The sequence below is a fragment of the Crossiella sp. S99.2 genome (genome assembly GCF_023094165.1).
GTDB lineage: Bacteria > Actinomycetota > Actinomycetes > Mycobacteriales > Pseudonocardiaceae > Crossiella.
Map to the genome: position 1 here is coordinate 818,901 of NZ_JALMDK010000001.1, position 18,465 is coordinate 837,365.

The 18,465-nt window shown below is 71.2% G+C and carries 13 protein-coding genes, 1 tRNA gene and 1 pseudogene; 6 read left to right on the forward strand and 9 right to left on the reverse strand.

All coding sequences use genetic code 11. The features are described from left to right. Positions 1-9: 9 nt before the first annotated feature. The 3 genes from MZC64_RS04030 to MZC64_RS04040 all read left to right on the forward strand — a co-directional run bounded on the left by MZC64_RS04030 (position 10) and on the right by MZC64_RS04040 (position 3,767). Positions 10-822 (forward strand): MetQ/NlpA family ABC transporter substrate-binding protein, encoded by an 813-nt coding sequence (locus MZC64_RS04030; RefSeq protein WP_247755689.1) that lies wholly within the window; start codon positions 10-12, stop codon positions 820-822. 130 nt (positions 823-952) lie between these two features. Beyond that, on the forward strand, positions 953-1,918 hold the full coding sequence (locus MZC64_RS04035) for a 4-(cytidine 5'-diphospho)-2-C-methyl-D-erythritol kinase (protein ID WP_247755690.1): 966 nt from the start codon (positions 953-955) through the stop codon (positions 1,916-1,918). A 52-nt stretch (positions 1,919-1,970) separates the two neighbouring features. Further along, positions 1,971-3,767, forward strand: coding sequence for an ABC-F family ATP-binding cassette domain-containing protein (locus MZC64_RS04040; protein ID WP_247755691.1), 1,797 nt, complete (start codon positions 1,971-1,973; stop codon positions 3,765-3,767). A gap of 10 nt (positions 3,768-3,777) precedes the next feature. Here MZC64_RS04040 and MZC64_RS04045 read toward each other — a convergent pair. After that, positions 3,778-4,788 (reverse strand): annotated as a pseudogene (locus MZC64_RS04045) (NADP-dependent oxidoreductase). 65 nt (positions 4,789-4,853) lie between these two features. Here MZC64_RS04045 and MZC64_RS04050 point away from each other — a divergent pair. Continuing rightward, positions 4,854-7,763 (forward strand): BTAD domain-containing putative transcriptional regulator, encoded by a 2,910-nt coding sequence (locus MZC64_RS04050; RefSeq protein ID WP_247755692.1) that lies wholly within the window; start codon positions 4,854-4,856, stop codon positions 7,761-7,763. Here MZC64_RS04050 and MZC64_RS04055 read toward each other — a convergent pair. Further along, positions 7,729-8,145: a histidine phosphatase family protein gene (locus MZC64_RS04055; RefSeq protein ID WP_247755693.1), complete on the reverse strand. Its 417-nt coding sequence runs from the start codon at positions 8,143-8,145 to the stop codon at positions 7,729-7,731. The two genes, MZC64_RS04050 and MZC64_RS04055, sit on opposite strands and share 35 nt — an antisense overlap. Positions 8,146-8,178: 33 nt before the next feature. Here MZC64_RS04055 and MZC64_RS04060 point away from each other — a divergent pair, with 33 nt between their 5' ends. Continuing rightward, positions 8,179-9,762 (forward strand): fatty acyl-AMP ligase, encoded by a 1,584-nt coding sequence (locus tag MZC64_RS04060; protein WP_247755694.1) that lies wholly within the window; start codon positions 8,179-8,181, stop codon positions 9,760-9,762. Between the two features lie 77 nt (positions 9,763-9,839). On the opposite strand, the gene pth is transcribed toward MZC64_RS04060, so the two are convergent. From pth to MZC64_RS04095, 7 genes are all read right to left on the reverse strand, one after another. Next, on the reverse strand, positions 9,840-10,418 hold the full coding sequence (gene pth / locus MZC64_RS04065) for an aminoacyl-tRNA hydrolase (protein WP_247755695.1): 579 nt from the start codon (positions 10,416-10,418) through the stop codon (positions 9,840-9,842). Positions 10,419-10,519: 101 nt separating this feature from the next. After that, complete coding sequence (locus tag MZC64_RS04070; protein ID WP_247755696.1) at positions 10,520-11,128, reverse strand: 50S ribosomal protein L25/general stress protein Ctc; 609 nt, start codon at positions 11,126-11,128, stop codon at positions 10,520-10,522. 304 nt (positions 11,129-11,432) lie between these two features. Next, on the reverse strand, positions 11,433-12,404 hold the full coding sequence (locus MZC64_RS04075; RefSeq protein WP_247755697.1) for a ribose-phosphate diphosphokinase: 972 nt from the start codon (positions 12,402-12,404) through the stop codon (positions 11,433-11,435). A gap of 16 nt (positions 12,405-12,420) precedes the next feature. After that, the gene (gene glmU, locus MZC64_RS04080) at positions 12,421-13,908 is read right to left on the reverse strand and encodes a bifunctional UDP-N-acetylglucosamine diphosphorylase/glucosamine-1-phosphate N-acetyltransferase GlmU (RefSeq protein WP_247755698.1); all 1,488 of its coding nucleotides are present in this window, start codon (positions 13,906-13,908) and stop codon (positions 12,421-12,423) included. A 78-nt stretch (positions 13,909-13,986) separates the two neighbouring features. Further along, positions 13,987-15,633 carry a GGDEF domain-containing protein gene (locus tag MZC64_RS04085; protein WP_247755699.1) on the reverse strand — a complete coding sequence of 549 codons (1,647 nt, stop codon included), beginning with the start codon at positions 15,631-15,633 and terminating at the stop codon, positions 13,987-13,989. Positions 15,634-15,786: 153 nt separating this feature from the next. Continuing rightward, a tRNA-Gln gene (locus MZC64_RS04090) sits at positions 15,787-15,857 on the reverse strand. 139 nt (positions 15,858-15,996) lie between these two features. Next, positions 15,997-17,190, reverse strand: coding sequence for a S9 family peptidase (locus MZC64_RS04095; RefSeq protein ID WP_247755700.1), 1,194 nt, complete (start codon positions 17,188-17,190; stop codon positions 15,997-15,999). Between the two features lie 219 nt (positions 17,191-17,409). On the opposite strand from MZC64_RS04095, the gene MZC64_RS04100 reads away from it, so the two are divergent. Then, complete coding sequence (locus tag MZC64_RS04100) at positions 17,410-18,375, forward strand: acyl-CoA desaturase (RefSeq protein WP_185000200.1); 966 nt, start codon at positions 17,410-17,412, stop codon at positions 18,373-18,375. Positions 18,376-18,465: the final 90 nt, after the last annotated feature.

Genomic DNA, 18,465 nt, shown 5'->3' on the forward strand with positions numbered 1-18,465 from the left:
ACCAGTTCCATGCGCGTCAGCGCCCTCATCGCGACCGTCGTCACCGCCGCCCTCACCCTGACCGCCTGCGGCGGCGGCGCCGACAACGCCGCCAACCAGGAGGCCACCCTTCGGGTCGCGGTCAGCCCGGTGCCACACGCCAAGATCCTCAACTGGGTCAAGGACAACCTGGCCGCGAGCAAGAACCTCAAGATCGAGGTGGTGGAGTTCCAGGACTACGTGCTGCCCAACACCTCGCTGGTGGACAAGCAGCTGGAGGCCAACTACTTCCAGCACGTGCCTTACCTCACCGAGTTCCTCAAGGAGCGCGGCGGCGACCTGAAGTTCGTCACCCCGGTGCACATCGAGCCGCTGGCGGTGTTCTCCAAGAAGGTCAAGAACATCGCCGACCTGCCCAGCGGCGGCAAGGTGGCGCTGTCCCAGGACGCCTCCAACCAGACCCGCGCGCTCAAGCTGCTGCAGGCCAACGGCGTGCTCAAGCTCAAGCCGGGCACCGAGGCGGGCGCGGCGCTCAAGGACATCGGGGAGAACCCGAAGAACCTCAAGTTCGTCGAGCTGGAGCCGGCCCAGCTGGCCCGCAGCCTGGACGACACCGACGCCTCCATCGTCAACGGCAACTACGCCATCGACGCCGGCCTGGACCCGATCAAGGGCTCGCTCGCGGTGGAGAAGGCCGAGAACAACCCCTACGCCAACGGCCTGGTCACCCGGCCGGAGCTGGTCGAGGACAAGCGGATCAAGGCACTGGCCGAGCTGCTGACCTCGCAGCAGACCAGGGACTACATCCAGAAGCAGTTCGCGGGCGCGGTCATCCCCGCCTGAACGGCTGCAACCGGGAACTGAGCGCGACCGTCCGGCTCCCGCCCGTGGCAGACTTTCGCCAACCGGCAGAAAGTCGTCCGCGGTGCGGGAGCCGGACATGTTTTGTCGATCGAACACGTAGGCTGGGAGCGTGCTGGCAGTCGTTCCACCACCGGTCATCGTCCGCGCCCCGGCCAAGGTCAATGTGCATCTTGCCGTCGGGGATGTGCGCAAGGACGGCTACCACGACCTGCTGACCGTCTTCCAGGCGTTGTCCCTGAACGACGAGGTCACCGTCGCGGTCGCCGACGAGCCGGGGATCGAGGTGGTCGGCGACAGCGCGGAGATGGTCCCGGCCGACTTCTCCAACCTGGCCTGGAAGGCAGTGCAGGCGCTGGCCGAGTACGTGGGCCGGGATCCGAAGGACCCCAAGGTCCGGGTGCACATCCGCAAGGGCATCCCGGTGGCAGGCGGCATGGCCGGCGGCAGCGCGGACGCGGCCGCCACCCTGGTCGGGCTGGCCTCGCTGTGGAAGCTGGAGATCGGCAAGGACGAGCTGGCCGATGTGGCCGCCGCGCTCGGCGCGGATGTGCCGTTCTGCCTGCACGGCGGCACCGCGCTCGGCTCCGGCCGGGGCGACCGGCTGGTCCCGGTGCTGGCCAGGCACCAGTTCCACTGGGTGCTCGCGCTCGACCACGAGGGCCTGTCCACGCCCTCGGTGTTCAAGGAACTGGACCGGCTGCGCGCCGAGGGCGAACCGCCTCGGGTCGGCGCGGTCGAGCCCGTGGTGGAGGCACTGGCCACCGGCGACCCGCGCCAGCTCGCGCTGCTGCTGGGCAACGACCTGCAGGCCGCCGCGGTCTCGCTGCGGCCGGCGCTGCGCCGCACCCTGCGCGCCGGGGTGGACGCGGGCGCGCTGGCCGGCATCGTCTCCGGCTCCGGCCCGACCTGCGCGTTCCTCTGCCAGGACGGCGAGTCCGCGGTCCGGGTCGCCGCGGAGCTGTCCGGGGTCGGCGTGTGCCGTACCGTGCGAGTGGCACAGGGGCCGGTGCACGGCGCCAGGGTGATGAGCGTCGAGGAAGCCCCTCGTTCCGCTCCGCCCGAGGTGCACGCCTAGGACCTGCTGGTCCTGCGCGGTCGGCAACTCAAGTGGAGAACGCGAACTTCTGATGGTCAACCTGGTCAACCTGGAGTCCGTGTCCAAGTCCTACGGCGTTCGGCCGTTGCTGGACGCGGTCTCACTCGGCGTGTCCCAAGGCGATCGCATCGGCGTGGTCGGCCTCAACGGCGGCGGCAAGACCACGCTGCTGGAGGTGCTCGCCGGGATCGAACCACCCGATGAGGGCCGGGTCAGCCGCAGCCGCGACCTGCGGATGGCCGTGGTCACCCAGCGCAGCGAACTCCCGGCAGGCGCCACCGTGCGCTCGCTGGTGCTCGACCCGCTCGGCTTCGCCGCCGAACACGAGTGGGCGGCCGATCCCAAGGCGCGCAACGTGATGGACGGGCTTGGCGTGACCGCGCTCGGCCTGGACAGCCCGCTGGAGGAGATGTCCGGTGGCGAGCGCCGCCGGGTCGCGCTGGCCGCGGCGCTGGTCCAGGAGCTGGACCTGATCGTGCTGGACGAGCCGACCAACCACCTGGACGTGGAGGGCGTGCGCTGGCTGGCCGAGCACCTGCTCACCCGGCGCGGCGCGCTGGTGGTGGTCACCCACGATCGCTGGTTCCTGGACACGGTGTGCACCACGACCTGGGAGGTCGTGGGCGGCAAGGTCGAGCAGTACGAGGGCGGCTACGCGGACTGGATCTTCGCCCGCGCCGAGCGCGCCAGGGTCGCGGACACCCTGGAGGAGAAGCGGAAGAACCTGGCCCGCAAGGAGCTGGCCTGGCTGCGCCGCGGCGCGCCGGCCCGCACCGCCAAGCCCCGGTACCGGATCGAGGCCGCGGAGAGCCTGATCGCCGACGTGCCGCCGCCGCGGGACACCGTCGAACTGGTCAGCTTCGCCCGCCGCCGCCTGGGCAAGACCGTGCTGGAGATCGAGAACGTCGACCTGTCCATCCCGGACCGCGCCCTGCTGACCGACGTCACCTGGCGGATCGGCCCCGGCGACCGGATCGGCCTGGTCGGCGTCAACGGCTCCGGCAAGACCACCCTGCTGCGACTGCTCGCCGGCGAACGCGAACCCGAAGCGGGCAAACGCATCCAGGGCCAGACGGTCCGCCTGGCGCACCTGTCCCAGGAACTCACCGACCTGCCGCCGACCCAGCGCGTGCTGGAGGCGGTGGAGGAGGTCGCCCGCCGGGTGACGCTCGGCAAACGCGAGCTGTCCGCCTCCCAGCTGGCCGAACTCTTCGGCTTCCCAGCGCAACGCCAGTGGACGCCGGTCGGCGACCTCTCCGGCGGCGAACGCCGCAGGCTGCAGCTCGCCCGCCTGCTGATGGCCGAGCCCAACGTGCTGCTGCTGGACGAGCCCACCAACGACCTGGACATCGACACCCTCCAGCAACTGGAGGACCTGCTCGACTCCTGGCCCGGCACCCTGGTGGTGGTCAGCCACGATCGCTACCTGGTGGAACGGGTCTGCGACCAGGTCGTCGCGCTCTTCGGCGACGGCAAGATCGCGCACCTGGTCGGCGGCATCGACGAATACCTGCGCCGCCGCGAGGAAAGCGGCCAGCTGGGCCTGATCGCCCGTGCCACCCTGGCCGCCGCCGAACCCCTCGCCCCCGCCCCGGCCCCCACCGGCCCCAGCGCCGCCGACACCCGCGCTGCCCGCAAGGAACTCGCCCGCCTGGAACGCCAGTTCGAGAAACTGGCCAAGCGCGAGGCCGAGTTGCACGCCGCCCTGGCCGAGGCCGCGACGGACTCGACCCGGCTGCTCAAGCTGGACGCGGAACTGCGCTCGGTGCTGGCGGAGAAGTCGGACGTGGAGGAGCAGTGGCTGCTGGCGGCGGACGCCGCCGAGTAGCCCCCGGACCTCACCCCGGCAGCCGCACCAGCATCTTGCCGGTGTTGGCCCCCTCGAACACGCTCAGGAACGCCGCCGCGGTGTTGTCCAGGCTCTCGACCACGGTTTCCGCGGTCCGCAGGGTGCCGTCGGCGAGCCAGCCCGCTGCCTGGCCGATCCAGTCCGGGAACAGGTGGAAGTAGCTGGTCACCAGCATGCCGCGCAGGGTGGCTTCCCGGCTGGCGGCCAGGAACAGGTTGTCCGGGCCGGGGACCGGGGTGTTGTAGCCGCTGATCATGCCGACCATGGCGATCCGGCCGTGCGGGCGGATGGCGCCGATCGCGGCCTGCAGGTGGTCGCCGCCGACGTTGTCGATGTAGACGTCGATGCCGTCGGGGGCGGCCTTGGCCAGCTGGCCGGGCAGGTCGCCCGCGCGGTAGTCCAGGGCGGCGTCGTAACCGAAGTCGCGCACCAGTTTTTCCGCCTTGACCGGGCCGCCCGCCGAGCCGATCACCCGGGTCGCGCCGAGTTTGCGGGCCACCTGGCCGGCCACACTGCCCACCGCGCCCGCCGCCGCGGAGACGAACACCACGTCGCCGGGCAGGACCGGGGCGACCTCCTTGACCGCGGCTTACGCGCTCAGGCCGGTGGTGCCCAGCACGCCGAGGTAGGCCTGCGGCGGGGCCAGCGCCGGGTCGATCACGGTGACCATGGGTGAGGCCGCGTCCAGCAGGGCGTGTTCCCGCAGGCCGTCGAAGTGCACCACGGTCGCGCCGACCGGGATCTCCGGCGCCGCACTGGCCAGCACCTCGCCCACCGCGTGCCCTTGCAGCGGGCCGCCGACCGGGAACGGCTCGATGTAGCTCTCGCTCGCGTTCATCCGGCCGCGCATGTACGGATCGACCGACAGCCAGCTGTTGCGGACCAGGATCTGACCCGGGCCGGGGGCGGGCAGTTCGGCCTCGGTGATGGTGAAGTGCTCCAGTCCGGGCGCGCCGGCCGGGCGGGCGGTCAGGTGGATCTCGCGGGTCTTCGTCGTCATGGTCAGGACTGTCTCAGCGGCCGCGCACGGGCCACTGATGATTTTCTGACGGTTAGCGTGAGCGCATGCGTTTCGGGGTGCTGGGACAACTGGCCGTGTGGACCCGCGAGGGCAGCCCGGTGCGGGTGCCCGAGGCGAAGGTCCGTGCCCTGCTGGCTGCCCTGCTGGCGCAGGACGGCGGACCGGTGAGCGCGGACCGGCTGATCGCCGACCTCTGGGGCGAGCAGCCGCCCGGCAACGCGCTGAACACCTTGCAGACCAAGGTCTCCCAGCTCCGCCGGGTGCTCGGCCGGGAGGCGGTGACGCACGAACCGGCGGGTTACCGGCTCCAGCCGGCCGAGGTCGACGCGGACCGCTTCGCCGAGCTGACCCGCCAGGCCACCGCGAACACCGATCCGCGCACCAGGGTCGGGCTGCTCGTCGACGCGCTCGCGCTCTGGCGCGGGCCCGCCTACGCCGACTTCGCCGACGCGGACTTCACCCAGGCCGCCCGCACCCGGCTGACCGAACACCGGCTGACCGCGCTGGAGGAACTGGCGCGGACCCGCCTGGAACTCGGCGAACACACCCGGGTGGCCGACGAACTCGGCCCGCTGACCCGCGAGCATCCACTGCGCGAACGCCTGCGTGCCACCCACCTGCGCGCGCTCTACCTCGCCGGCCGCCAGCACGAAGCCCTGGCCGCCTACGAAGACCTGCGGCACCGGCTCGCCGAGGACCTGGGCGTGGATCCCGGGCCCGAGCTGACCGCGCTGCACCAGGCGATGCTCACCCAGGACCCGGCGCTCACCCCCGTGCGCCGCGGCGGCAACCTGCCGGCCCCGCTCACCGGCCTGATCGGCCGCACGCAGGCCCAGCAGCGGGTCCGGGAGTTGCTCGGCGAAGCCCGGCTGCTCACCCTCACCGGGCCCGGCGGGGTGGGCAAGACCAGTCTCGCGCTGGCCGCCGCCCGCGAACTGACCGCGCCGGACGGGGTTTGGCTGGTCGAACTCGCCGGGCACACCGGATCCCTCGCCGCCACCGTCGCCGCGGTGCTGGGCATCCGGGAGGAGACCGGCGATCCGGCGCACCGGCTGACTCAGGCGGTGCGCGGCCGGAACCTGGTGCTGCTGCTGGACAACTGCGAGCACGTGATCGAGCAGGCCGCCGACCTGACCGCCGCCCTGCTGCGGGCTGCCCCCGGGGTGCGGGTGCTGGCCACCAGCCGGGAACCGCTGCGGCTGCCCGGCGAGATCCGGTACGAGGTGCCGCCGCTGCCCCTGCCGGAGGCGATCAGCCTGTTCACCGCCAGGGTCGAGGCCACCGGTGGGGTGCTGGACGATTCGGCCGCGGTCCGCGCCGTCTGCACCCGGCTGGACGGCCTGCCGCTGGCCCTGGAACTGGCCGCCACCCGGGTCCGCGCACTCGGGGTGCGGCTGCTGGCCGAGCGGCTGGATGACCGGTTTCGCCTGCTGGCCAACGGATCCCGGGGCGTCCCGGCCCGGCAGCGCACGCTCTGGGCGGTGATCGACTGGAGCTGGGACCTGCTCACCGAACCGGAACGCCTGGTACTGCGCAGGCTGTCCGTGCACGCCGACGGCGCCACCCTGGCCGCCGCCGAGGCGATCTGCGCGCAGGACGGCCTGGACGTGCTGGACGCGCTGACCGGCCTGGTCGACCGCTCGCTGCTGCTCGCCCTGCCAGGGCCGCGCTACCGGCTGCTGGAGTCCATCGCCGCCTACGCCCGCACCCGGCTCGCGGACAGCGGCGAAGAACCCGAGATCCGGCAACGTTTTCTCGCCCACTACACCGAGCTGGCCGAACAGGCCGATCTGCGCGGCCCGGCCCAGCGGGACTGGCTGACCCGCCTGGACACCGAATCCGCCAACCTGCGGGCCGCGGTCGACCTGGCCGACCCGCCCACCGCCACTCGCCTGAGCGCCGCGCTGTCCTGGCACTGGTTCCTGCGCGGCCGCTACCGGGACGCGCACACCGCCACCACCGGGCCCTGGCAGGCCGCCTTCGCCCTGCTCATCGGCGAAACCAGCCCCGAATTGTCCACTGTGGACAGTCCATTGGCGACCTGGTTCCTGGCCTGGGCGCACCTGCACCTGGGCCAGACCACCGCCGCCGAAGGGCTGCTGAGCGAGCATCCCGGCGATCCCTGGCTGACCGCCGCCACCCTGATCGCCAGAGCCAAACTGGCCAGCTTCCACGGCGACCTGGCCGCTACCGGCGCCGCCGGGCGGGACAGTCTGGCGCTGTTCACCGAACTCGGCGACGACTGGGGCCGGTTGCAGGCAATGGACGTCCTCGCCTACGCCGCCGAGGTCACCGGCGACTACCCGCGGGCGGCCGAACTGCACGCCGCCGGACTGCGGATCGCCCAGGACCTGCGGCTGTGGACCGACGTGTCCTACCGGCTCTCCGGGCTGGGCCGGATCGCCCTGCTCACCGGCGAACACGAGCGCGCCGCCGACCTGCACCGGCGGGCCCGCGATCTGGCCGTGGAGCAGGCCAACCCGTTCGCCGAGACCTTCGCCAACGTCGGCCTCGGCCTGGGCGCCCGCCGCCAGGGCGAGGCCGACACCGCCGAGCGACTGCTGAGCGCGGCACTGGCCTGGAACCGCGGCCTGGCCCAGCCCTACTACGGCGCGCCGCTGCTGCTGGCCGAACTGGGCTTCCTGGCCGAGATCCGTGGCAACCGGGGCCAGGCCCTTGCCCTGCACCGGGAAGGCCACATCATCGCCGAGCGCCTCGCTGACCCGAGGGCGATCGCGCTGGCCCTGGAGGGCCTGGCCGGCTCGACCGCGGACCCGGCCGAGGGGGCCAGGCTGCTGGGCGAGGCCACCGCGCTGCGGGCGGCCGTCGGCGCGCCGCTGCCACCCGCCGAACGCCAGGACGTCAGCCGGATCGAACAGCGGCTGCGGGCCGAGCTGGGTGCGCGCTACGACACCGAGTTCAGCGCTGGTGGTACTCGCCGATCACCGCGTTGAAATGCGCCGGGTCCTCCGGGCAGGTCCACCGCGCGGTCTCGGCGGCCACCGGCGTCACCGGGTGGTCATGGCCGGGGCAGCGCGGCGCGTCGAACCCACGGTGCTCGCGGACCAGCTGCTGCAACTCCTCGGCGGCCCGCGCGATGAACTCCGGATCCGATTCCGCGGCGCCCGGAGCGTCCCTGCCGACCACCGATTCCCAGCGCTCCGGGTAGAAGGTCACCTCGTACAGGGCCAGGTCAGGGTGGTCGGCCATCAGCTCCGCGTACACCTTGAGACTGGGCGTGCCCTCCGCCGTGACCTCGCTCAGATCGGCGATGACCTTCTTGGCCGTGCCGACCACCAGTTCGGCAGTCTCGGTGGAAGATCGGTTCAGGGCCACCAGAGGACGATAACTCGCGCTACTTTCGATGTTGTGAGCCGGTTCGTTGAGACGATGGTGGCCACCGCGGGGAACCCAGTGCAACGTGGCATCACCACGGGCGCCCCGCAGGAGCCGATCCGCCGCACCTGGTCCGAAGTCCACCTGCAGGCCCGCCGGATCGCCGGGGCCCTGCTCGCCGCCGGGGTCTCGCCCCGGGACGCGGTCGGCGTGCTGGCCGCCGATCCCGGCCTGATCGCCCCTGCGGTGCAGGGCATCTGGCTGGCCGGGGCCAGCGTGACCATGCTGCACCAGCCCACCCCGCGCACCGACCTGGTGGCCTGGGCCGGGGACACCGTGCGCACCCTCGGCATGATCTCCTCGGTCACCGTGGTGCTGGACGACACCTTCGCCGCGCTGGCCGAGCCGTTGCGGGACAAGGGCATCCGGGTGCTGCCGGTGCTGGAACTGACCGGTGGCGCGCCGGCCGAGCCAGTGCACTCGGCCGAGTCCGACGCGGCGCTGCTCCAGCTCACCAGCGGCTCCACCGCCGAACCCAAGGCGGTGGTGATCAGCCACGGCAACCTGATCGCCAACATCGAGGCGATGCGCACCGCGGCCCAGCTCGCGCCGGAGACCGACGTGATGGTCTCCTGGCTGCCGCTGTTCCACGACATGGGCATGGTCGGCTTCCTCACCGTGCCGATGACGGTGGGCATGGAGCTGGTCAAGATCACTCCGGTGGAGTTCCTGCGCTCCCCGCTGAGCTGGCCCGAACTGATCACCAGCTACCGCGGCACCATCACCGCCGCGCCCAACTTCGGCTACGCGGTCTTCGCCCGCCAACTGTCCAAAGTGGACGATGAGAGCCGGTTTGACCTGTCCCGGCTGCGGATCGCGCTCAGCGGCGCCGAACCCATCGACCCGGCCGTGATGCGCGGCTTCACCGAACAGGGCGCGCGTTTCGGCATGCCCGCCGAGTGCGTGCTGTGCGCCTACGGCATGGCCGAGGCCACCCTGGCGGTCTCCTTCGCGCCGGTGCGCACCGGACTGGCCCTGGACGAGGTGCGTGGCTTCCCACTGCTCGGCCCGCCACTGCCCGGCCTGGAGGTGCGGGCGATCGGCGCGGACGGAGCGGTGCTGCCCGAGCACGAGATCGGCGAACTCCAGGTGCGCGGCGCCGCGGTCACCGCTGGCTACCTCACCGTGGACGGCCCAATCGCCACCCAGGACGCGCAGGGCTGGCTGTCCACCGGCGACGAGGGCTACCTGGCCGGCGGTCAGGTGGTGGTCTGCGGCCGGCGCAAGGACGTGATCATCCTGGGCGGCCGCAACATCTACCCCACCGACGTGGAACGCGCCGCCTGCGCCGCCCCGGATGTGCGTCCCGGCAACGCGGTCGCGGTGCGCTGGGACGGCAACGGGCGGGAACGGCTGGCCGTGGTGGTCGAATCCCGCAGGGCGGGCGAGGCCGAGGCGGAACGGCTGATCCGCAAGAACGTGGCCGCCGAGGTCGTGCACGCGCTCGGCGTGCGACCCAACGCGGTGGTCGTGCTCGCACCCGGCGAACTGCCCAAGACCCCCTCCGGCAAGCTGCGCCGGACCGAGGTCCGCGAGCGCCTGGGGGAGTGGCTCTAACTCACCCACACATCGAGTTGGGCCAAGTCGTACGCCGAGTTGGGCCAACTGGGACGCCGAGTTGGGCCAAGTTGGCGTCAGAGGGCGTGGAAGCGGTTCTGCGCGGCTTCCAGGCCGTCGGCGGCCAGTGCCTCGACCGCGTCGGCGCACTGGTCGATCAGCAGCGCCAGTTCCTTGCGCTCCACGCTGGAGAAGTCCTTCAGCACGAAGTCGGCCGGGTCCTGCCTGCCGGGCGGGCGGCCGATGCCGAAGCGCGCCCGCAGGTAGTCCTTGGTGGCCAGCGATTTGGAGATGGAACGCAGGCCGTTGTGCCCGTTCTCGCCGCCGCCGAGCTTGAGCCGGATGCTGCCGTAGGGCAGGTCCAGCTCGTCGTGCACCACCACGATCCGGGCCGGGTCGATCTTGTAGAAGCGGGCGGTGCCCGCGACCGCGCCACCGGAGACGTTCATGTACGAGCGGGGCTTGGCCAGCACCACCCGGCGACCGCCCAGCCTGCCCTCGGACACGGCCGCGCCGCCCTTGTGCGCCTTGAACTTCCCGCCGATCCGCGCGGCCAGCTCGTCCAGCACCAGGAAACCGATGTTGTGCCGGTTGCCCTCGTACTGCGGGCCGGGATTACCCAGGCCGACCACCAGCAGCAGCTCGTCCTCGGACACGGAACCCCTCCTGAAGAAACCAGCGGCGCGAAGATGCCAACGGCGCGCCGTCCCGGGCTGGGACAGCGCGCCGTTCAAGCATGATGCCCGACGTCGAGGGCTCAGCTCTCGGTGGACTCGGTGGCGGCCGACGACTCCTCGGCGCCACCCTCCATCTGCTCGGCGGTCGGCGCGGCGACCACGTTGACCACGAGGGCCTCCGGGTCGATCGCCAGGGTGGTGCCCTCCGGCAGGATCACGTCGGAGGCGTGGATCTGGGTGCCCGGCTGGACGCCCGCGATCGAGACCTCGACCTGGTCCGGGATGTTCAGCGCGTCGGCCTCGACCTGGAGCTGGGAGATCTCCTGGGTGATCAGGGCGCCCGGCACGGCGTCGCCGGTGATGACCAGCAGCACCTCGACGGTGACCTTCTCGCCCCGCTTGACCAGCAGCAGGTCGACGTGCTCGATGTAGTTCTTCAGCGGGTGGGTGGTGACGGTCTTGGTGAGCGCCAGCTCGTTGGCGGCGCCGCCCAGGTCCAGGGTCAGCACCGCGTTGGTGCCGTGCTCACGCACGACGCGGGCGAACTCCAGAGCGGGCAGGGCTACATGCTTCGGGTCGGAGCCGTGGCCGTAGAGCACCGCGGGAATTTTTCCAGCGCGGCGGGTACGGCGAGCGGCGCCCTTGCCGAACTCGGTGCGCGGCTCGGCTGCGAGACGGACCTCGGACACGGCGATGCTCTCCTTGCATGACGTCGGGCAGAATAAAACTCAGTCGTGTGTGGTGACCTGCGGCGGCGTACCCAGCGCGGCGGAAAATGACAACACGCGGCGAATGAACGCCGCCGCGTCGATCACGGAGCCGCGAGAAGAACACCCTCGCCGAGGCAACCCAACCAGTGTATGCCTGTACGGGCTCCCGGTCCCAATCGGGGGTACCGCCATCCGGGTTTTCCGCCTTGGGGCCCTTACGAAACACGCGCCGGGCACCCCTGGAGCGGGGGGCCCGGCGCGTGACGGAACTACTGCCGCAAGATCAGGCGTGACCGTCGAACAGGCTGGTCACCGAGCCGTCCTCGAACACCGCGTGAATGGCCTTGGCCAGCAGCGGAGCGATGGAGAGCACCTTCAGCCCGGGGAACTGCTTCTCCTCGGGGATGGGCAGCGTGTTGGTGAAGATGGCCTCGCTGGCCCCGGAGGCGGCCAGCTTCTTCGGGGCGTCGTTGCTGAGGATGCCGTGGGTGGCCGCGATGATCACGTCCGCCGCGCCCTCGGCCCGCAGCTGGTCGGCCGCCTTGGCGATGGTGCCGCCGGTGTCGACCATGTCGTCGATCACCACGCACAGCCGCCCGCGCACATCGCCAACCACCCGGTTGGCGACCACCTCGTTCGGCTTGAGCGGGTCCCTGGTCTTGTGGATGAAGGCGATCGGACAGCCGCCGAGGGTGTCCGCCCACTTCTCCGCGAGCTTGGTGCGGCCCGAGTCGGGGGACACGACCGTGATGTCCCGGCCCGAGTACTTCTCACCCACGTAGTCGGCCAGCAGCCGCATCGCCAGCAGGTGGTCGACCGGGCCGTCGAAGAAGCCCTGGATCTGCGCGGTGTGCAGGTCCACGGTCATGATCCGGTCGGCCCCGGCGACCTTGAACAGGTCGGCGATCAGCCGGGCCGAGATCGGCTCCCGGCCGCGGTGCTTCTTGTCCTGCCGCGCGTACGGGTAGAACGGCATGATCACGGTGATCCGCTTGGCGCTGGCGCGCTTGAGCGCGTCCACCATGATCAGCTGTTCCATCACCCAGGTGTTGATCGGCTCGCAGTGGCTCTGGATGACGAACGCGTCGCAGCCGCGCACCGACTCCTCGAACCGAACGAAGATCTCCCCGTTGGCGAATTCGTACGCCGACTGCGGGGTCACAGTCACGTCCAGGTGCTTGGCCACTTCGTCGGCCAACTCGGGGTGGCTGCGACCGGAGAAGAGCATCAAGCTCTTCTTGGGGGTCGCCGACATCGCGCTCACGGTATTTTCACTCCCCGTTTGGCTGGTGTTTGCCCCCATCATCGCTGGTGACAGCGAGTGCTCGCGCGGCAGCATCCGCGGCGGCGGTGCCGGGACGCTTGCGTTCCACCCAACCGGGGATGTTCCGCTGCTTGGCCCTTGCCACCGCCATGGACCCCGGCGGCACATCGTTGGTGATCACCGATCCGGCGGCGGTGTAGACGCCATCGCCAATGGTCACAGGCGCGATGAACATGTTGTCCGAGCCGGTCCGGCAGTGCGCGCCGATCGTCGTGTGGTGCTTGCTGACCCCGTCGTAGTTCACGAAAACTGAAGCGGCGCCGATGTTGGAGAACTCGCCGATCGTGGCGTCGCCCACGTACGTGAGATGCGGCACCTTGGCGCCTTCGCCGATGCTGGCGTTCTTGGTCTCCACGAAGGTGCCGATCTTGCCCTTGACCCCCAGCCGGGTGCCCGGCCGCAGGTAGGCGAACGGCCCGACGCTGGCGTTGTCGCCGATCACCGCGCCGGTGCCGTGCGTGCGGATCACCTTGGCGCCCGCGCCGACCTCGGACTCGGCCAGCGTGGTGTCCGGGCCGATCTCCGCGCCCTCGCCCACCCGCACGCCCGCGCGCAGCTGCACGCCGGGGTGCAGCAGCACATCCCTGGCCAGCTCCACGTCCGCGTCCAGCCAGACCGAGGCCGGGTCGATCACGGTGACGCCCTCGCGCATCCAGCGCTCCAGCAGCCGCCGGTTCAGCTCCGCGCCCAGCCGGGCCAGCTGCACCCGGTCGTTGACCCCCTCCACCAGCCAGGCGTCCGCGCTGACCAGCGCGCCCACCCGCAGCCCGTCGCCGCGGGCGATGGAGAGCACGTCGGTGAGGTACAGCTCGCCCTGGGCGTTGTCGGTGGACAGCCTGCCGATCGCGCCGCGCAGCACGGCCGCGTCGAAGGCGTACACGCCGGAGTTGATCTCCTGGATGGCCCGCTGCGCCTCGTCGGCGTCCTTCTGCTCCACGATCGCGGTGACCACCCCGGTGGCGTCGCGCACGATCCGGCCGTAGCCGGTCGGGTTGTCCACCTTCGCGGTGAGCACGGTGACCGCGTTGCCCGCGTGCCGGTGCTCGGCGAGCAGGCCGCGCAGGGTCTCCGCGTCCAGCAGCGGCACATCGCCGTAGGTCACCACGACCACCCCGGACAGCTCGCCGGGCAGCGTGTCCAGCGCGCAGCTCACCGCGTGCCCGGTGCCGTTCTGCTGGTCCTGCACGGCGATCCGGATCTCGCGGTCCAGGGCCTTGCCGACGGTGTCGAGGTGGTCCCGCACCGCCTCCCGGCCGTGCCCGACGACCACCGCGAGGTGGTCCGGGCCCAGCTCGGCCGCGGCGCGCACCGCGTGTTCGACGAGGGTGCGGCCGGCCAGCCGGTGCAGCACCTTCGGAGTGGCCGAGCGCATGCGAGTGCCTTCGCCTGCGGCGAGCACGATCGCGGTGATGGGGCCGACGTCGCCCTGGAGCATGGGGTTGATCTCCCTGCCTGCCGTCTGTGGAAAGTCCGAGCGCGGACCACCCCGCGACGGGGGCCGCGCCCGCCGATCCTACGGGGCGATCGGCGGGAGCAGTCCGGGGCCGCTCAAGCTCTCCAGACCGGCGCCCGCCGGGCCGCCGTAGACCCGGTTGCCGCCCTCGCGCTTGGCGCAGTACATCGCCGAGTCCGCTCTGGACAGGGCCTGGCCTGGGCTTTCCTGCGGGAACACGGCGACGACGCCAATGGAGAGGGTGACCCCGCGGGACAGGTGCACGGGCAGCCGGTCGACCGCGTCCACCGCGCGGTTGAGCGCGGCCTCCGCGGCCGAGATCGGGGCGCCGGGCAGCAGCACCACGAACTCGTCGCCGCCGTAGCGGGCCACCAGGTCGTCCCCGCGCAGCGCGTCCCGGATGGTGCTGGCCACCGCGCGCAGCACGTCATCGCCCTCGGCGTGCGAGTGCCGGTCGTTGACGCCCTTGAACCCGTCCAGGTCGATCAGCGCCACCGACAGCGGGTAGGCGCCGGGCGCGTTGAACAGGGTGTCCATCCGCTCGTCCAGCGCGCGCCGGTTCGGCAGGCCGGTCAGCGGGTCCTGCAGCGCCTGCTGGGCCATGGCGCCGTGCTTGCGGGTCAGCCGCTCGTGGTCCAGGCGGGTGCGCAGGGTGGACTCACGGGTGCGGGCCAGTCCCCACAGCTCGTTCTCCAGCTCGTTGGCGTACTCCGAGAGCGCGGTGTTGGTGGCCCGGCTGTCCGGCCCGGACAACCGGGCGAACTCGCGCACCAGGCACAGCCGCAGCGAGGGCTCGGAGCTGTCGTGCTCCAGCTGCATGCGCACCTTGGTCAGCGCGGACAGCGCCTCCTCATGCCGGTCGCCCTCGGCGAGGCAGCGGGCCAGCGCGATCGAGGTCATGATCATCTCGGGTGGGTACATGGCCTGGTCGAGCAGGTCCTTGAGCCCCTCCACGTGTTCCATCCCCGGCCGGGCCAGCGCGTGCGCGGCGCCGAGCACCGGCACCTGGGCGGCCGCGGGCAGATCGGTGCGGCGCGGGAACAGCGACTCCCGCCACGGGCCCTCCACGGCGACCGCTATGGCCGAGGCGGTGGCGAAACGGTCCAGCGCCGCCTCGTCCCGGTCCACCCGCTCCAGCCGCAGGCCCCAGCCCAGCTGCAGCCGGACCCGGTTGATCAGGTGCACCGCGATGTCGTGCGGGCCACCGGAGTGCCGGATGTGCTGGTTGGCCTTGGCCAGTTCCTGGTCGGCCATGTCGTAGACGCCGAGCTGGGTGAGCACCAGGCCGATGTCGACCAGCGCGGAGACCAGCAGCCGGTCCCAGGCGCGGCGCGGTAACAGCGCGTCCGGGGCGGGTTCGTCGTCCAGCATGGCCAGCGCCTTGGCGATGGAGGACAGCGCCGCGTCCTCGCGGTCGGCCATCAGCGCGCGGCGGCCGGACAACGCGTGCGCGTCGGCCTCCAGCACCAGCAGACCGTGCCTGCGGGTGTGCGCGATCATCTCCTCCAGCAGCGGTTCCGCGTCATCGGCGATGCTGGGGGTGACCAGGCGGACCACCGCGGCACAGCGCAGGATCTCGCCGACCATCCAGGGTTCGCCGCGCCGCTGCGCCTCGGTGAGCAGCTCGTCGGTCTCCTCGGCGGCGTTGAGCTGGATGCCCAGCTCGCTGTTCTGCGCCACCGCGGCCAGTTCGCGGGCACGCCCCACCAACCACGCTTCGGATAGTTCAGACCGCGTGGGCAAGGGGCCGTCCCGCCTGTCGACCGTTTCCGAGGACAGTGGCGCACACCCCCTTACTGACGTGTCGCATAGCCGCCGGTTGTCCACCGTTCGGGTTGGACCCTCCCCGAGTCCGCACCGCTCCGCCGCCAGGATTCGAACCTGGACCATCGGAACCAAAATCCGAGGTGCTGCCGTTACACCACGGCGGATCACGGACACCGGCTGCGCGTCCGCCCGGACATCGTTACATATCCGGGCACCGGGCAGTGACATCCGGCCGGGTTTGCCATGTTTGAACGTCGCCCTGGCGACTTTCGGCCGGTTCGGTCCTGCCGGTCGCCGCGCTGGTCAGGACGGGCGCAGCCCCGGCAGCCGGGTGAGAAAAGCGCTGATCATCTGCTCGTAACCGGCCGGATTCAGGTTCCACGCGGCCACGTGGTCGGCGCCGGGCACCTCCTCGTACTGCACCGGCCAGGCCAGTCGCCGGGACTGCTCGGCCAGGTCACGGCTGGCCTGGACCGGCACCGTGCCGTCGGCCGAACCGTGGATGACCAGGGTGGGCGGCTTGGCCGCCGGTGGGCGCTCGATCAGCTCCAGGCGGTCGAAGTCGATGCCGGAGCGCCAGCTGGACACCGTGGTCGCGATGGGGGTCAGGAACTTCGGCAGACCACGTTCACCGGCCTGCCAGTCAAGGGTCTTCTTCCAGCTCAGCACGGGTGCGTCCAGCACGACCGCGGCCACGCCCCATGCCAGTTCGGAGCGGGCCAGGAGCTGGCCGATGATCGCCCCGCCCATCGAGTAACCGAACAACACCACCTTGCGGGCGCCGCTCTGCACCGCGAACCGCACCGCGGCTTCCGCGTCCCGCCATTCTGTGTCACCCAGGTGATACAGCCCATCGGGTGAAATTGGCGCGCCTTTGTCATTGCGGTAAGTAACCGAAAGGTTTGTGTATCCGAGTTTCCGGATCGCCGGGATCATCCGCAGCGTCTCGTCCCGGCTGGCGCCCCGCCCGTGCACCTGCACCACCCACACCCCGGTGTCCTTGCCGGTCTCCGGCCGCACCAGCCAGGCGGGCATCGGGCCCAGCTCGGAGGGGATGGGCACCTCGGTGAAGTCCAGGCCGTGCGCTCGCTTCGGATCGCCGTCGAACACGTCGTTGTCGAAGCGCACCTTGGTCCCGGCGGTCACCGTGCCGGCCCCGACCAACTGGCGCTCCACCTGCTCGCCGGAACGGCGCACCACCTCCCCGACCCGGGTCGCGCCACCCGGCCAGACCAGGGTGAACGTGCCCGGCTGGCGGGAGTTCTCGCTGTCCTCCAGGGTCACCGTGCCGGTGCTGGTGGCCACCACCAGGTCCCGGAACTGCGGTTCACCCGAGTAGGGGACAAGCAACTCCCCGCTGTAGTACCAGCCGACGCCGCCCGCGCCGAGGGTCAGCACCACCAGGGTGGCCACCACCGCGGCGACGATCCGCCGTCCGGTGCGGCGGGGCCGCGCGGGCGCGGCGGGCGGGTCGATCCGGACCGAGGTGTTCTCCACCAGCGCATTGTCCTGATCATGTCCAGCGGGCGCCGCCCAGGTGGCCCGGAGGTCAGCTCCGGGTGAACCGACACGCCCGGGGAAACCGAAACGCCGAGACCTGCGCCACGGGGTCTGGCGAGTTGGGCTTACCTTACTTACGCTTGCGTAAGTTACGGTGCCGTAAGTTGGACCGAGACCAGCCTCGACCTTCCCCCACATCGCTGAGGTAGCTATCGAATGACGACCACTGTCGAGACTCCCGCTCCCACCGAGGAGACCCCGCGCGGCCCCAAGCCCATGCTGGGCGAGCCGCGCTCCACCACCGCGCACATCACCATCTGCGCCTTCGTGATCATCCCGACCCTGGTGCTGATCGCGGCGGTGCCGCTGGCCTGGGGGTGGGGGCTTAGCTGGGTGGACATCGGCCTCGCCGTGTTCTTCTACTACCTGTCCGGGCTCGGTGTGACCATCGGCTTCCACCGGCACTTCACGCACGGCTCGTTCAAGGCCAAGCGCCCGGTCCGGATCGGGCTGGCGGTGGCCGGGATGATGGCCGTGCAGGGCTCGATCCTGCACTGGGTGGCCGACCACCGGCGGCACCACGCCTTCTCCGACAAGGAGGGCGACCCGCACTCGCCGTGGCTGCACGGCACCACGCCGTGGGGGCTGACCAAGGGCTTCTGGCACGCGCACATGGGCTGGACGCTCAACCGGGACAAGACCAACGCCGAGCGCTTCGCCCCCGACCTGCTGGCCGACAACGACATCAAGCTGGTCGACAAGTACTTCTCGCTGTTCACCGTGGCCACCTTCGTGCTGCCCGGTGTGCTCGGCGGCCTGATCACCTGGTCCTGGTGGGGCGCGCTGACCGCGTTCTTCTGGGCGGGCATCGTCCGGGTGGGCTTCCTGCACCACGTCACCTGGTCGACCAACTCGATCTGTCACTTGATCGGCGACCGCCCGTTCAAGTCCAAGGACAAGGCGGCCAACTTCTGGCCGCTGGCGATCCTGAGCTTCGGCGAGTCCTGGCACAACCTGCACCACGCCGACCCGACCAGCGCCCGCCACGGCGTCAAGCGCTGGCAGCTGGACACCTCGGCCCGGATCATCTGGATCTTCGAGAAGTTCGGCTGGGTGCACTCGGTTCGCTGGCCGAGCGAGCAGCGACTCGCCCGCATTACGGTCACCGAGGCGGCGCACTGAATTACCGGCAGTTTTCGCTTCGGCGGCCCAGTTCACGTGCGGCGTGAGCTGGGCCGCTGGCATATTGCGGTAGGAAAAGCATCTAGGGTG

Bases quoted from the DNA above. Each gene is read 5' to 3' on its own strand.
- MZC64_RS04030 (WP_247755689.1), top strand. From the start codon at position 10: ATGCGCGTCAGCGCCCTCATCGCGACCGTCGTCACCGCCGCCCTCACC.
- MZC64_RS04040 (WP_247755691.1), top strand. From the start codon at position 1,971: ATGGTCAACCTGGTCAACCTGGAGTCCGTGTCCAAGTCCTACGGCGTT.
- MZC64_RS04050 (WP_247755692.1), top strand. From the start codon at position 4,854: ATGCGTTTCGGGGTGCTGGGACAACTGGCCGTGTGGACCCGCGAGGGC.
- MZC64_RS04075 (WP_247755697.1), bottom strand. From the start codon at position 12,404: ATGTCGGCGACCCCCAAGAAGAGCTTGATGCTCTTCTCCGGTCGCAGC.
- glmU (WP_247755698.1), bottom strand. From the start codon at position 13,908: ATGCTCCAGGGCGACGTCGGCCCCATCACCGCGATCGTGCTCGCCGCA.
- MZC64_RS04100 (WP_185000200.1), top strand. From the start codon at position 17,410: ATGACGACCACTGTCGAGACTCCCGCTCCCACCGAGGAGACCCCGCGC.